Consider the following 15,469-nt stretch of genomic DNA (forward strand, 5'->3'; position numbering starts at 1 on the left):
GGAAATCCCCCGTCCCCAATCGGATATGAGGAGGAACGATGGGAAAGAGTGTGGAAAACAAGGGTGTAAAAAACAGGATTGTGTCAGCGGCATGGCAGCTGTTTCATGAGAGAGGATATAATGGCACGACGGTAGATGATATTATTGAACTGTCGGAAACATCCAAAGGGTCGTTTTATTATTATTTCAATACAAAGGATGAGCTTTTAAATACTTTGTCTTTGATTTTGGATGACTATTATGAAGAGCTTGACAGCACGATGGATCCGGAGATGAATAGCTTTGATAAGCTTCTGTATTTGAATTATAAGATGCATGAGATGATGGAAGACAGGATCAGTATTGATCTGCTGGCGTCGCTGTACTCTACGCAGCTGGTTTCCCAGGGGCAGAGAAACCTTCTGGATCACAACCGGAATTACTATAAACTGATCACCAGGATCGTAGAGGAAGGCCAGAAGCGCGGTGAAATCCAGGCGGATCTGTCGGTGAGCGAGATCACCGGTTACTACTCTATGTGTGAGCGTGCCTTGGTTACAGATTGGTGTCTGAACCGCGGAAGTTATTCTTTGGGAGAATACAGCAGGAAATGTATGCCGATCATGCTGGAACATTTTAAGGCGAATTAATATGTGGAAAATGTGTGGATAATGTGGAAAAAATTTGATTGGGGACGGGGGATTTCTGGAAATCCCCCGTCCCCAATCAAAAAGGAGGAGGAGCTATGCTTATTCAGGGACTGCAAAAACTGACATTGCTGGATTATCCCGGCAAGGTGGCCTGTACCGTGTTCACAGCCGGGTGTAATTTCCGGTGCCCGTTCTGTCATAATGCGCCGCTGGTTATTGATACGCACAGGAATCCGGAGATTTCTCTGAAAGAAATCTACCAGTTTCTTGAGAAGCGAAAAGGTATTCTTGACGGAGTATGTGTGTCGGGCGGGGAGCCTCTGATCCAGCATGGCATCGAGATATTCCTGGAAAACCTGAAACGCATGGGATATGCGGTGAAACTGGATACCAACGGAAGCTTTCCTGATAAGCTGAAGAAGATCGTAGAGGAAGGCCTGGTGGATTATGTGGCCATGGATGTCAAAAATTCCCGGGAAAATTACGGGCGCACTATTGGGATCGAGGGGTATGACACCCGGAACGTGGAGAAAAGTGTCGGATATCTGCTGAGCGATGCGGTGGACTATGAATTCCGGACTACGGTAGTGCGGGAGTTTCACCAGCGTTCGGACTTTGAGGCCATCGGCAGATGGATCAAGGGCGCGAAGCGGTATTACCTGCAGCAGTTTCAGGATTCGGGGGATCTGATCCGGCCGGGACTCCATGCGTATAATGACAATATCATGAGACAGGCGCTGGATGTTGTAAAGGCATATGTCCCGTCAGCGGAGCTCCGGGGAATCTGATCACAGATGACCAGCTAAATAAGAGTATAAAATGGCAACAATATATTGTGAGAATGACAAAAACAAAACACAATATATTGTTGTTTTTTATTGACGTATATAGAGATATGGTGATATGATATAAGAACCGACGGAAGTTTTTGCAAAGTACGAAGCAAAAGGACAATGAATCAGGAAGAAACGAGCAAGAAAAGATAAAGAAACGGGGGTCATCATATGTATCAGGTAATGAAGCGGGACGGGCAGATTGCAAAGTTTGATCTGTCCAAGATCTGTGTAGCGATTGAAAAAGCATTTCACGCGCAGGAAAAAGAGTATAATCAGGATATCATCGATCTTCTGGCGCTGAAGGTAACGGCAGATTTTGAGCCGAAGATCAAGGACGGGCTGATCCAGGTGGAGGATATTCAGGATAGTGTGGAAAATATCCTGATCAAGGCCGGCTATGCGGATGTGGCAAAGGGTTATATTCTGTACAGAAAACAGAGAGAAAAGATCCGGAACCTGAAGTCTACGATGCTGGATTATAAGGAAATCGTGGACAGCTATGTAAAAGTCACAGACTGGCGTGTGAAAGAAAATTCTACAGTGACCTATTCCGTGGGAGGCCTGATCTTGAGCAACTCCGGTGCAATTACGGCAAATTACTGGCTGTCAGAGATTTACGATGAGGAAATCGGCCAGGCTCACCGGAATGCGGACATCCATATCCATGACCTGTCTATGCTGACCGGATACTGTGCCGGATGGTCTTTAAAGCAGCTGATCCAGGAAGGACTTGGAGGAATCCCGGGCAAAATATCATCTTCACCGGCAAAGCATCTGAGCGTCCTCTGCAACCAGATGGTCAATTTCCTGGGGATCATGCAGAACGAATGGGCCGGCGCCCAGGCATTTTCATCCTTTGACACCTATCTGGCGCCGTTTGTACGGACAGACCATCTGACCTATCCGGAAGTAAAGAAATGTATCGAATCCTTTATTTACGGGGTAAACACGCCGTCAAGATGGGGAACCCAGGCGCCGTTTTCCAACATCACCTTAGACTGGACGGTGCCGGATGATCTGGCGGACCTGCCGGCGATCGTAGGCGGAAAGGAAATGGACTTTACCTATGGAGACTGTAAAAAAGAGATGGATATGGTCAACAAGGCCTTTATTGAGATCATGATCGAAGGAGACGCTCATGGACGTGGTTTCCAGTATCCGATCCCGACCTACTCGATCACGAAGGATTTTGACTGGTCCGAGACTGAAAATAACCGGCTCCTTTTTGAAATGACGGCCAAGTACGGCACTCCGTATTTTTCTAATTATATCAATAGCGACATGCAGCCAAGCGACGTGCGCAGCATGTGCTGCCGCCTGCGGCTGGATCTGCGGGAGCTCCGTAAGAAATCAGGCGGATTTTTCGGAAGCGGCGAGAGCACGGGTTCTGTAGGCGTGGTTACCATCAACATGCCAAGGATTGCCTATCAGACAGCAAACGAGGAAGAGTTTTTTGCAAAACTGGACCGCTTAATGGATATTGCGGCAAGGTCTCTGCATGTGAAGAGGACTGTCATTACAAAGCTTTTGAATGAAGGGCTTTATCCTTATACCAAACGTTACCTGGGAACCTTTGAGAACCACTTCTCAACGATCGGCCTGGTGGGCATGAACGAGGCTGGGCTGAATGCGAAATGGATCCGTAAGGATATGACCCATAAAGAAACGCAGGAATTTTCCAGGAAGGTGCTGAATCACATGCGGGAGAGACTGTCATCTTACCAGGAGGAATACGGCGATCTGTACAACCTGGAAGCGACGCCGGCCGAATCCACAGCTTATCGGTTTGCAAAGCATGACAGAGAGCAGTTCCCGGATATTATTACTGCCGCAGAAGGAGACGGAACGCCCTACTATACCAACAGTTCCCACCTCCCGGTCGGATATACAGAGGATATCTTCGATGCACTGGATATCCAGGACGAACTGCAGACGCTCTACACCTCGGGCACAGTATTCCACGCATTTCTGGGAGAAAAGCTTCCAAGCTGGAAATCGGCGGCTGCCCTGGTACGCAAGATTGCAGAAAACTACCGGCTGCCTTATTATACGCTGTCACCCACCTATTCCATTTGCAGGAATCACGGCTATCTGAACGGAGAACAGTATGTATGTCCGGAGTGCGGCGAGACGACGGAGGTTTACAGCCGGATCACCGGATACTACCGTCCGGTACAGAACTGGAACGATGGAAAGGCTCAGGAATTTAAGGACAGAAAAGTCTACGATGTCTTTCATTCCAAGTTCCATGGAAAGGCGGCGGATCTGACAGGAGAAAACGGCGGCGCTAGAGAGGATGTTAGACAGCCGGAAGTAAAAAATGTGGAAGGAGCGCTTCTGTTTACAACGAAAACCTGTCCTAACTGCGTGATCGCCAAGAGAACACTTGAAGAGGCGGGAATCCCCTATCAGGTGGTGGATGCACAGGAGCAGAAAGAACTGGCGAAAGCCTATGGAGTCATGCAGGCGCCGACCCTGGTGATCTCCGGGGATGAAGGAGTAGAAAAGCTGGCAGGTGCGGGCAGTATCAAGAGATATGCGGACGCACATGCTGTGCAGACATCATAAAGAAAGAAAATAAAAATCCGGGAAGAACCTTCCTTATAAAGAAGGCTTCCCGGATTTTCTTTTCAGGGCAGAATCCTTTCCCTGCATGAAATGGTCGTCTCGCAGGATTTCATAAGCGTTTTCATAATCGCCTTTCCGCATGTACCGCACCATTTTTTTGAGGCGTTCATTCGTCCTGGGGATGTGCATCCCATGGCGGACCGAATATTGTCCGATCCGGATCTGTTCAGAAAGGTTATTTTCATAGATCCGATTGATCCGTTCATTGTCCAGAATACTCAGGATCTCCATGTGCATATCGGTGTCTGCCACCTCCCAGGCATAAGGGTCCGAAGCGGCGGCACACATTCTGACCACTCTTTCCTCGATCCGATAAGAGTATTCCTCATAACGGCCCGATGTGAAAATCAGGCGGAAGGCAGCGCCTTCCAGCAATTCACGGAGCTGATAGATATCCTGGATATCCTTGTCCGTGATTTCCTTGACCGTGATAGAACGATAATAATCAGAGACCAGAAGTCCCTCAGCCTGAAGCATCTGGATTGCGGCGCGGACAGGGCTGCGGCTCATGCCCAGCTCTTCGGTCAGCATGGCTTCAGTAAGAGACATGCCGGGAGCGTAGGTCAGGTCCAGGATTTTATTTTTAATGGTCTGATAGGCCTGGTCGGCCAGAGACATGCTTTTCCTTGCCATAAACATCACCTTTGCTATTTGCTAAAATGTATACATAAAAATAATTTGTATACAAAGTATAACGGTTTTTCGGGAAAATCGCAAGATAAAAATAAAAAAGTGATTGACTTTTTTCCTGGAGAGTGTTATAGTCGCAATAGAAAGAAATTGTATACAAATTATTAAAATGTATACATAAACAAATGGAAAAGGATGGTAGAGACAATGAAATTAGGATTTATCGGAACCGGAAATATGGCATCTGCGATCATGGGAGGTATTATCCGCAATGAAGTAATCCCGGCGGAGGAAATTATTGGTGCGGATCTGTTTGCACCGGGAAGAGAGCGTGTGAAAAGCCAGTTTGGTATTCACGTGACTGACAGCAACAAAGAAGTGGCACAGAAAGCGGAAGTGATTATCCTTTCTGTAAAACCACAGTTTTATGCAGATGTAATCCAGGACATCAAAGATGAGATCAAAGATAACCAGATCATCATTACGATCGCACCAGGAAAGACGCTTTCCTGGCTGGAAGAGCAGTTTGGAAAACAGGTAAAAATCGTTCGCACCATGCCGAATACACCAGCTATGGTAGGAGAGGGAATGACGGCGGCATGCCCGAATCCTTATCTGAACGAAGAAGAAATCGCTTATGTAAAAACGCTTCTTCAGAGCTTTAGCCGTGTAGAGATCGTGCCGGAGCGTCTGATGGACGTGGTCGTATCCGTAAGCGGAAGCTCTCCGGCTTATGTATTTGTCCTGATCGAGGCTATGGCAGACGCTGCAGTATCCGGAGGTATGCCAAGAGCACAGGCTTATCAGTTTGCGGCACAGGCTGTTCTTGGAAGCGCAAAAATGGTACTGGATACCGGAAAGCATCCTGGAGAGCTGAAAGATATGGTATGTTCCCCGGCCGGAACTACGATCGAAGCAGTCCGCGTACTGGAGGAGCGTGGATTCCGCAGTGCTGTGATCGAGGCAATGAAGGTATGCGAGGAGATTTCCAAGAGCTTGTAAGAGGCAAAAAACCAGAGTATAATGAAGGGCAGAGCGGTCAGAAAGCTCTGCCCTTTTTATGCATTTGGAGGCGCATGTTCATGAAGAAGGAATTAAAATATTTTGAGATCGATGGAGCCGTGGGCGGCAGCCAGGAATGGTTTACTAATGTAGTGATGTATATGGGAGGCTGTGCGGCTGCCACTGCCTGCGACAGCTGTATCTATCTGGCCCGGGAATATGGCATGGAAGGACTTTACCCTTATGATGTCAAGAAACTAAGCAGGGAAGATTATGTCCGGTTCGGCCAGAGGATGAAGCCCTATATCCGGCCGCGGGTGGGCGGTGTAAAAGAGCTTCGCTGGTATGTGGATGGATTTTCCCGTTACATTGCAGACAGGGGAAGAGAATTAGAGGAACACTTTTCCCTTAAGATGCAGGAGTTTTCCGGAGATCATTCCTGTAAAGAGGCAGAAGCGGCTGTAAAGGAGCAGCTGGAGGCTGGCTTACCTGTTCCGTTTCTGATGCTGAAGCATAAGGATTCCAGGCGCTTTCAGGACTTTATCTGGCACTGGTTTCTGCTGATCGGATATGAGGGAGAAGGGGAAAAAATGACGGTGACAGCAGCCACTTATGGGGAGGCGGTCAAGCTTCCGTTTTATGACTTCTGGGATACCGGATATGCGGAAAAAGGCGGAATGATTTTGTATTCTCTGTCGTGAGATTTCATAAAAAGAACACAAAAGACTGGTATTCTAAAAAGAAAACAGGAAGGACAAGGAAGCGTGAAGAAAAAAATCGGGATTATTCTATGTGCGGTATTGGTAGTGGTTGCTGCGGTGGCTGCCATTGCTGATGAGTTGGGCGGAAGCGGAGAAAAGGACGCCGGGCAGGCGGAAGGGACGCAGGAGGAAGAGGCGTCAGGAAATATGGATGCGGAGACAAAAAGCGGCCTTACTAAGGAGCAGCAGAAGATCCAGACCCAGATTGAGGCGGTATACAATGTGGAAGATCAGCAGGCCATTGCGGACAGACTGGATGATGAGAAAAAATCTCAGGAATACACCTTTGATAATATGCTGATCGAATATAATCCATTTGGAACTAATACTCAGTCACTCTATGTTTATTTCAATACGGATGAAGCAGTAAGTATTTCCTATAATATTCACGTGGATGATGAAGAGATTGATGATTTCCGAAGGGACGTATGGCAGGAAAATACCTATACGACAGAGCATGAGTTTCAGGTGATCGGTCTGATTCCGGATATGGAGAATACCATCACCTTTTTTATGACCAGGGAAGACGGATCCACAGACACGAAGGAGATTGTATATGAGATGGGAAGCCTTCTGGGAACAGAGGAGGTCGTGCTGGATTCGGAATTTCAGAAGGACACGCAGGAATTGGAGGATGGCCTGTATGTGGTGCTTGGAAATGACAGCGATGCCCTGGTCTTTATGTATTACTATGATAACCAGGGGGTGCTGCGGGGCGAAATCCCCATTATCGGGTACCGGAGTCACAGCCTGTTGTTTGATGAGAATTCTGTGTATTTTAGTATCTCTGAAACAGAGCTGGCTCAGATGAACAGGCTGGGGCAGGTGACGAATGTTTATGATCTGGGGGACTACAAGCTGCACCATGACTATGTGTTCGATGATAACGGGAATATGCTGATCCTGGGAACGGATACAACTCAGGACAGTGTGGAGGATATCGTACTGAGGCTGGACGTGGAAAGCGGCGCGGTAACAGAGGTGCTGGATCTGGGAGACCTGTTTGGAGATTTTAAGGAAGAATGTCAGAAAAATTCAGACGGAGAGCTGGACTGGATGCATATTAATACGATCCAGTGGATGGGCAACGGATCTGTCCTTCTGAGTTCCAGGGAAACATCCTCGATCATAAAAATTGACAGTCTGTATGACGGCCCGTCAGTTTCTTATATTATTGGGGATCAGTCTGTTTGGGAAGGCACGGAATATGAAAACCTGGTATTTACAAGGCAGGGGGATTTTACTATTCAGGGTGGACAGCACACCATTACTTATGTAGAAGACCCAGGCCTGGCAGAGGGGCAGTATTATCTATACATGTTTAATAACAATATCGGTATCAGCGAGACGCGGCCGGATTTTGACTGGAGTGCGCTGGGGCTGACGGAATCTTCCGCAGAGGATGGAGATACTTCCTACTATTATAAATATCTGGTAGACGAAAATGCAGGAACCTTTTCGCTGGAGGATTCCTTTGAGGTTCCCTATTCCGGCTATGTGAGCAGTGCCCAGGATCTGGGAGGAAACACGGTCATAGATTCGGGGATTCCGGGAATTTTTGCAGAGTATGACAAAGACCATGAACTGATCGCACAGTATACCATGGACACGGAAAAATTCATTTACAGGGTGTACAAGTACGATTTTCAAGGGTTCTATTTTCAATAAAAGAAATAAAATCGGCATCTGAGACTTTACGGACGGGCCGGGATTCGTTACAATAGAAAAAGCATGGGTGAAGTCTGACGCCCAGGCGATGAGTATGGAAAACAAAGGAGCAGATAATATGGCAAATCCAATCGTAACCTTCGAAATGGAAAATGGAGATGTGATTAAGGCAGAGCTTTATCCGGAGACTGCCCCAAACACGGTAAATAATTTTATCTCCCTGGTGAACAAAGGCTTCTATGACGGCCTGATCTTCCACCGGGTGATCCGGGGATTTATGATCCAGGGGGGATGCCCGCAGGGTACTGGTACAGGCGGACCGGGATATCAGATCAAAGGAGAGTTTGCACAGAATGGGTTTCAGAATCCATTGGCGCATACAAAGGGCGTGCTGTCTATGGCGAGAGCAATGCATCCGGATTCCGCAGGGTCTCAGTTCTTTATCATGCATGAGAGCGCCCCGCACCTGGACGGAGCCTATGCTGCGTTCGGAAAGGTTGTAGAAGGGCTGGATGTGGTTGATAAAATTGCCTGCGTGGATACCGATTACAGCGACAGACCGCTGGAAGAACAGAAGATGAAAAAGGTAACGGTAGATACCATGGGAACCGAGTATCCGGAACCAGAGAAAGCGTAGGAAAAATGCAAGCTGTAAGATGCGCTGTGCCTGAAGGCAGCAGCGCATTTTTGCGCACGGAAAGAATCTTGTCTTGCAAAACAAGGGAAGATAACGTACAATAGTGAAAATAGTCGAGTCACAGGAGAACGGGAGGCGTAAAGGGACTATGGACATCATACAGACGGAGCATCTGGTTTATGAATATGCGAAACGGGATGAGGAAGGCAACATCACCGGGACGTCCCGGGCCATCGATGGAGTAGATATTGATATCCGGCAGGGACAGTTTGTGGCGGTCTTAGGACACAATGGATCTGGAAAGTCCACATTTGCCAAACATTTAAACGCCATCCTGGTGCCGACGGCAGGGACAGTATGGGTGGACGGGAAGGACACGAAGGCTCCGGAGGAACTCTGGAATGTGCGTCAGACCGCGGGAATGGTCTTTCAGAACCCGGACAATCAGATCATCGGAACGGTGGTGGAAGAGGACGTGGGCTTTGGACCGGAAAACTTAGGCGTGCCGACAGACGAGATCTGGCAGCGGGTGGAAGAAAGCCTGAAAGCAGTGGGGATGCTGGAGTACCGGCACCATTCACCGAATAAGCTGTCCGGTGGACAGAAGCAGCGGGTGGCCATTGCCGGAGTAGTGGCTATGGAGCCAAAGTGCATTGTACTGGATGAACCTACAGCTATGCTGGACCCAAGCGGCAGGAAGGAAGTATTAAAAACCGTTCAGGAGCTGCGGACCAAGAAGCAGGTGACGGTGATCCTGATCACCCATTATATGGAAGAAGTGATCGATGCAGACAAGATCTATGTCATGGATCATGGTCATGTAGTCATGGAAGGAACGCCGCGGGAAATATTTTCTCAGGTGGACACCCTGAAAAAGTACCGTCTGGACGTGCCGCAGGTGACGATCCTGGCAGACGAGCTTCGCAAAAGAGGCCTTGATATCCCGGCCGGGATCTTGAGGAAAGAGGAGTTGGTGGAAGCACTATGTCGATCAAATTAGAGCATATCAATTATATTTACAGCGAGGGAACCGCATACGAAAAGCATGCATTGAAAGATGTGAACCTTGAAATCCGGGATGGGGAATTTGTAGGAGTCATCGGACATACAGGCTCTGGGAAATCCACGCTGATCCAGCATCTGAACGGGCTTTTGAAGGCCAGCAGCGGAGCGCTTTATTTTAATGGCAGAAATGTCTATGAGGAAGGCTACCCGATGAAGGAACTGAGGAGCCAGGTGGGATTGGTGTTCCAGTATCCGGAGTATCAGCTGTTTGAAGCAGATGTGATGACAGATGTGTGCTTTGGCCCGAAAAACCAGGGACTTTCACCGGAGGAATGTAAGGAGAGGGCTATGGAGGCGTTGAAGCTTGTCGGCCTGAAAGAAAAGTATTATCAGTCTTCTCCCTTTGAACTGTCCGGAGGACAGAAAAGGCGGGCCGCGATAGCAGGGGTCCTGGCGATGCGCCCGAAGGTGCTGGTCCTGGATGAACCTACCGCAGGGCTGGACCCGAAAGGAAGGGACGAGATCCTGGGGCAGATTGCCTCTCTTCATAAAGCCAGCGGCCTGACAGTTATCCTGGTGTCTCATAGTATGGAGGACATTGCAAGGTATGCAGACCGGATCATCGTGATGGATCATGGCAAAGTGCGCTATAACGATACGCCGAAACATGTATTTACCCATTATATGGAACTGGAGAAAATGGGGCTTGCGGCCCCGCAGGTGACCTATATCATGCACGATCTGAGAGAGCATGGGCTTTCTGTGACCACGGATGTGACGACCGTAGAGGAGGCGGCGGATCAGATCATGCAGGCATTGGAGATGAAACAATGATTCGAGATATTACCATCGGACAATATTATCCGGCAAAAAGCATACTGCACAGGCTGGATCCCAGGGTCAAGCTGGTATCTACGCTTCTGTATCTGATCTCTCTATTCCTGTTCCGGAGTATTTCCGGGTATCTTGTGGCTACCTTATTTCTGGTGTGCATCATACGCATGTCAAAGGTTCCGCTTTCCTACATCGTTAAAGGGCTGAAGCCCATTATTATGCTGCTGCTGATCACGGTGCTTTTTAATCTGTTCCTGACCCGGGATGGGGACGTACTGGCCCATTTCTGGATCTTTACGATTACAGAGGGAGGGCTTGTCACCGCTGTATTTATGGCTGTGCGTCTGATCTATCTGATCATCGGGTCGTCGCTTATGACTTTTACCACCACGCCAGGTGAACTGACGGACGGACTGGAGGATCTACTTAAGCCTTTGAACCGGATCAAAGTACCGGTGCATGAGGTGGCGATGATGATGTCTATTGCTCTTCGGTTTATCCCGATCCTGCTGGAGGAGACGGATAAGATCATGAAAGCACAGATTGCCAGAGGGGCAGATCTGGAAAGCGGCAATATGATCCAGAGAGCCAAGAGCATGATCCCGATCCTTGTGCCTTTGTTTGTGTCTGCATTCCGGAGGGCCAATGATCTGGCGCTGGCTATGGAAGCCAGATGTTATCACGGCGGCGAAGGACGTACAAAGATGAAGCCCCTCAGGTATCATACCAGGGATTTTGTGACGTATGTGGTGGTTGTGGTATATGTGATCGCAGTGTTTGTGATCGGACGCTATGTTCCGCTCCATATCTGGATATTTTAAGACTGGACTATTGAAAAATGAAAAGAATCAGACTGACCGTTGCCTATGACGGCACGGATTATTGCGGCTGGCAGGTCCAGCCGAATGGTGTGACAATTGAAGAAATGCTGAACCGGGCGATCCGGAAGCTGACGGGCGAGGACATTCAGGTGATCGGCGCCAGCCGGACGGATTCCGGGGTCCATGCCTTGGGAAATGTGGCAGTATTTGATACAAACTCCACGATCCCTCCGGAGCGGATGAGTTACGCGCTGAATCAGCGGCTGCCAGAGGATATTGTGGTAGTGCGCTCAGAAGAGGTGCCGGAGGACTGGCATCCCAGATATCAGGACCGGATCCGGAAGACTTACGAGTATCATATTTATAATGCGCCGGTGCCAAATCCGCTGCGCCGGAGATATGCGTCATATGTATCCTTTCCGCTGGATGTGGAAAAGATGCAGGAGGGAGCTTCCTATCTGGAAGGAGAGCATGACTTTGTCAGTTTCTGTAATGTCCGCACACAGGTGGAAGATACCGTGCGGACAGTGGAAAAACTGGAAATCAGCAGAGAAGGACCGGAGATCGTGATACGGATCACCGGAAACGGCTTTCTCTATAATATGGTCAGGATCATTGCAGGGACTTTGATCCGGGTGGGAAGAGGTTTTTATCCGCCGGAAAAGGTACAGGAGATATTGGAAGCCAGACGGCGGACCGAAGCAGGAGTAACAGCCCCTCCTGAGGGACTGGTGCTTGTAGAGATTGCTTATTTTTCATAAAAGTGCTATGCAAATGGCTGTTTATGAGATAAGATAAAGAAAAATCATGGGAGGAGAAACTATGGAGATGTTTATGAACATTGTTCCGGTTCTTGGGGTGATCGGACTTTTGTTTGCCGGGTATCTGGCGGCGAAAGTCAGCAGACAGGATGCCGGGACAGAAAAAATGAAGGAGATATCTCGGGCGATCAGCGAGGGGGCAAGAGCGTTCCTGATGTCCGAATATCGGATCCTTGTGATATTCGTGATTGTGCTGTTCGTGCTGATCGGTATCGGAATCGGAAACTGGGTAACTGCCGTTTGTTTTGTAGTGGGAGCTCTGTTTTCCACACTGGCCGGGTACTGCGGAATGACCGTAGCGACAAAGGCGAATGTCCGCACGGCGAACGCGGCAAGAACAAAGGGAATGAATCAGGCGCTGTCCATCGCTTTTTCCGGCGGTGCGGTTATGGGAATGTGTGTAGCTGGTTTTGGCGTGCTGGGAGTCAGCCTTGTTTATCTGCTGACTAAGAATGTAGACGTGTTGTCTGGATTCAGCCTGGGAGCTTCTTCGATCGCGCTGTTTGCACGTGTAGGCGGCGGTATCTATACGAAAGCTGCTGACGTGGGCGCTGACCTGGTCGGAAAAGTAGAAGCAGGGATTCCGGAGGATGATCCGAGAAATCCGGCGGTTATCGCTGACAATGTGGGAGACAATGTAGGAGACGTGGCCGGTATGGGCGCCGACCTGTTTGAATCCTATGTAGGTGCGCTGGTATCCGCCCTGACTTTGGGAATTGTTTACTTCCAGGTGTCCGGTGCGGCCTATCCTCTGATCGTGGCAGGTCTTGGACTTGTAGCTTCTATTCTGGCAACATTTTTCGTGCGCGGGGACGAGAATGCGAATCCGCACAAGGCGCTGAAGATGGGCTCCTATGTGTCCAGTGCTATCGTGTTGGTGGTGGCTGTGATCTTCAGTAAATACTGCTTTGGTGATTACAATGCAGCGATCGCGGTAATCGCAGGACTGATCGTAGGACTGATCATTGGTATCATCACAGAAGTTTATACTTCCGGCGACTATAAATCTGTAAAAGAAATCGCAGAACAGTCAGAGACCGGAGCGGCAACCACGATCATCAGCGGTATTTCTGTGGGAATGAAATCCACCGCAATTCCGATCCTTCTGATCTGTGTGGGTATTTTTGTGGCATACCAGTTCTGCGGACTGTATGGAATCGCACTGGCGGCGGTAGGAATGTTGTCAACGACAGCCATCACCGTGGCGGTAGACGCGTACGGACCGGTAGCAGACAACGCAGGCGGTATCGCAGAGATGTCCGGACTGGATCCGGAGGTCCGCAAGATCACAGATAAGCTGGATGCAGTAGGAAACACAACAGCAGCCATGGGAAAAGGTTTTGCGATTGGATCCGCAGCTTTGACAGCTCTTGCACTCTTCGTATCTTATGCAGAAGCGGTACAGCTGGAAAAGATTGACCTTCTGGACAGCCGTGTGATCATCGGAACATTGATCGGAGGCATGCTTCCGTTCCTGTTCTCAGCTATGACCATGGAGTCTGTATCCAAGGCGGCTTATCAGATGATCGAAGAAGTAAGAAGACAGTTCCGCACCATGCCTGGAATCATGAAGGGCACGGAAAAACCGGATTATAAGTCCTGTGTGGCAATCTCCACAACAGCGGCTCTGAAGGAAATGCTGGTACCCGGCGTTATGGCAGTGGCAGCTCCTCTGCTTGTGGGTATCCTGCTTGGAACAGCTGCCCTTGGCGGTATGCAGGCGGGAGCACTGACTACCGGTGTTATGATGGCAATCTTTATGTCTAATGCCGGAGGAGCATGGGATAACGCAAAGAAATACATCGAAGACGGCAATCACGGCGGAAAAGGCAGCGAAGCACATAAAGCGGCTGTCGTAGGCGATACCGTAGGCGATCCGTTCAAAGATACATCCGGACCGTCTATCAACATTCTGATCAAACTGATGACCATCGTGTCACTGGTATTCGCACCACTGTTCCTTGCAGTAGGCGGAATATTGTAAGACGAAGGCGAAAAGGGGACGTACACTTTTGCAAAAAGTGTACGTCCCCTTTTGCGTTATGTGGGGATTTGTGATAAGATAAACAGCGGAGCCAAGAAGAAATAGTATGGAGACAATTATTGATTTTATTTTAGAAAAGAGGCAGATAAAGATGACAAAGGTAGACATTATCTCGGGCTTTCTGGGAGCGGGGAAGACCACATTTATCAAGCAGATGATCGATCAGGTATTTGCGGGGCAGAAGCTGGTGCTGATCGAAAATGAGTTTGGTGAGATTGGTATTGATGGCGGATTCCTGAAAGACGCCGGAATCGAAATCACGGAAATGAATTCTGGCTGCATTTGTTGTACGCTGGTGGGAGACTTCAGTGTGGCGCTGAAAAAGGTGCTGGATGAGTACCATCCGGACCGCGTTCTCATCGAGCCGTCGGGAGTCGGCAAGCTTTCTGATATCGTTCGTGCGGTGGAGGATGTGAAAACGGATGCACCGATCGAGATCGAAGGAAGGATTACGGTTGTCGATGGGAAAAAGGCAAAAATGTATATGAAAAACTTTGGTGAATTTTACAAAGACCAGGTGGCAAGCGCCTCCACCATCGTTATCAGCCGAACCCAGGAAATGAGCGGCGATAAGATCGAGGAATGTGTAGCGCTTCTCCGGGAAGAGAATAAAGAGGCGGCCATTATCACGACTCCATGGGAGCAGCTGGGCGAGGAATCAATCCACCGTGCCCTGGAGCACAGGACAGGAATGGAGGATCTGATGGAGGATTCCCACGATCACCATGACCACCATGGTCATCATCATGACCATCATGACCATCATGATCATCATGATCATTGTCATCACGATCACGACCACCATGATCACTGCGGCTGTGGCCATGACCACCACGACCATCACCATCATCATGCGGATGAAATCTTCACCAGCTGGGGAAGAGAAACTGCTCATCAGTACACAGAAGGAGAACTGGAACAGATCCTGAAAGCACTGTCCGAAGGTGAAGCTTATGGCACGGTTCTCAGAGCGAAGGGCATCATCCCCGTGGAAGGCGGCTTGTGGAAACAGTTTGACCTGGTGCCGGGCGAGTACGAGGTGCGGGAAGGACAGCCGGACTATACCGGACGTCTGTGCGTGATCGGAACAGACCTGAAAGAGGAAGAACTGGCGGTGCTTTTCCATCTTTCATAGAACAGGGCAAAGAAAATA

The 15,469-nt window shown here is 49.1% G+C and carries 14 protein-coding genes; 13 read left to right on the forward strand and 1 reads right to left on the reverse strand.

The window, feature by feature from the left end; translation table 11 throughout:
• Nucleotides 1-38 precede the first annotated feature (38 nt).
• The 3 genes from BKD12_RS15255 to BKD12_RS15265 all read left to right on the forward strand — a co-directional run bounded on the left by BKD12_RS15255 (nt 39) and on the right by BKD12_RS15265 (nt 4,033).
• Complete coding sequence (locus BKD12_RS15255) at nt 39-629, forward strand: TetR/AcrR family transcriptional regulator (RefSeq protein WP_070090213.1); 591 nt, start codon at nt 39-41, stop codon at nt 627-629.
• Nucleotides 630-724: 95 nt separating this feature from the next.
• A complete protein-coding gene (locus BKD12_RS15260) occupies nt 725-1,417 on the forward strand; it encodes an anaerobic ribonucleoside-triphosphate reductase activating protein (RefSeq protein ID WP_070090214.1) in 693 nt (230 codons plus the stop codon).
• Nucleotides 1,418-1,633: 216 nt separating this feature from the next.
• Entirely contained in the window at nt 1,634-4,033 is a 2,400-nt protein-coding gene (locus tag BKD12_RS15265; protein ID WP_070090215.1) for a ribonucleoside triphosphate reductase, read from the forward strand.
• A 33-nt stretch (nt 4,034-4,066) separates the two neighbouring features.
• Here the strand turns inward: BKD12_RS15265 and BKD12_RS15270 are convergent, their stop codons facing one another.
• The gene (locus tag BKD12_RS15270) at nt 4,067-4,726 is read right to left on the reverse strand and encodes a GntR family transcriptional regulator (RefSeq protein WP_070090216.1); all 660 of its coding nucleotides are present in this window, start codon (nt 4,724-4,726) and stop codon (nt 4,067-4,069) included.
• A gap of 204 nt (nt 4,727-4,930) precedes the next feature.
• Here BKD12_RS15270 and proC point away from each other — a divergent pair, with 204 nt between their 5' ends.
• The 10 genes from proC to BKD12_RS15320 all read left to right on the forward strand — a co-directional run bounded on the left by proC (nt 4,931) and on the right by BKD12_RS15320 (nt 15,451).
• Complete coding sequence (proC, locus tag BKD12_RS15275; RefSeq protein WP_070090217.1) at nt 4,931-5,725, forward strand: pyrroline-5-carboxylate reductase; 795 nt, start codon at nt 4,931-4,933, stop codon at nt 5,723-5,725.
• Between the two features lie 80 nt (nt 5,726-5,805).
• A complete protein-coding gene (locus BKD12_RS15280) occupies nt 5,806-6,426 on the forward strand; it encodes a hypothetical protein (protein WP_070090218.1) in 621 nt (206 codons plus the stop codon).
• Between the two features lie 63 nt (nt 6,427-6,489).
• Complete coding sequence (locus tag BKD12_RS15285) at nt 6,490-8,154, forward strand: aryl-sulfate sulfotransferase (protein ID WP_070090219.1); 1,665 nt, start codon at nt 6,490-6,492, stop codon at nt 8,152-8,154.
• Between the two features lie 118 nt (nt 8,155-8,272).
• Nucleotides 8,273-8,791, forward strand: a complete 519-nt coding sequence (locus BKD12_RS15290) for a peptidylprolyl isomerase (protein ID WP_070090235.1) — start codon at nt 8,273-8,275, stop codon at nt 8,789-8,791.
• Between the two features lie 148 nt (nt 8,792-8,939).
• Entirely contained in the window at nt 8,940-9,791 is an 852-nt protein-coding gene (locus tag BKD12_RS15295) for an energy-coupling factor transporter ATPase (RefSeq protein ID WP_070090220.1), read from the forward strand.
• On the forward strand, nt 9,776-10,630 hold the full coding sequence (locus tag BKD12_RS15300; RefSeq protein ID WP_070090221.1) for an energy-coupling factor transporter ATPase: 855 nt from the start codon (nt 9,776-9,778) through the stop codon (nt 10,628-10,630). The genes BKD12_RS15295 and BKD12_RS15300 overlap by 16 nt, the downstream gene beginning before the upstream one ends.
• Nucleotides 10,627-11,451, forward strand: coding sequence for an energy-coupling factor transporter transmembrane component T family protein (locus BKD12_RS15305; RefSeq protein WP_070090222.1), 825 nt, complete (start codon nt 10,627-10,629; stop codon nt 11,449-11,451). The genes BKD12_RS15300 and BKD12_RS15305 overlap by 4 nt, the downstream gene beginning before the upstream one ends.
• 17 nt (nt 11,452-11,468) lie before the next feature.
• Entirely contained in the window at nt 11,469-12,212 is a 744-nt protein-coding gene (truA, locus tag BKD12_RS15310; RefSeq protein ID WP_070090223.1) for a tRNA pseudouridine(38-40) synthase TruA, read from the forward strand.
• Nucleotides 12,213-12,273: 61 nt separating this feature from the next.
• Nucleotides 12,274-14,256, forward strand: a complete 1,983-nt coding sequence (locus BKD12_RS15315) for a sodium-translocating pyrophosphatase (RefSeq protein WP_070090224.1) — start codon at nt 12,274-12,276, stop codon at nt 14,254-14,256.
• A gap of 151 nt (nt 14,257-14,407) precedes the next feature.
• Nucleotides 14,408-15,451 (forward strand): CobW family GTP-binding protein, encoded by a 1,044-nt coding sequence (locus BKD12_RS15320; protein WP_070090236.1) that lies wholly within the window; start codon nt 14,408-14,410, stop codon nt 15,449-15,451.
• Nucleotides 15,452-15,469: the final 18 nt, after the last annotated feature.

Source organism: Merdimonas faecis, from assembly GCF_001754075.1.
Classification (GTDB): Bacteria; Bacillota; Clostridia; order Lachnospirales; family Lachnospiraceae; genus Merdimonas; species Merdimonas faecis.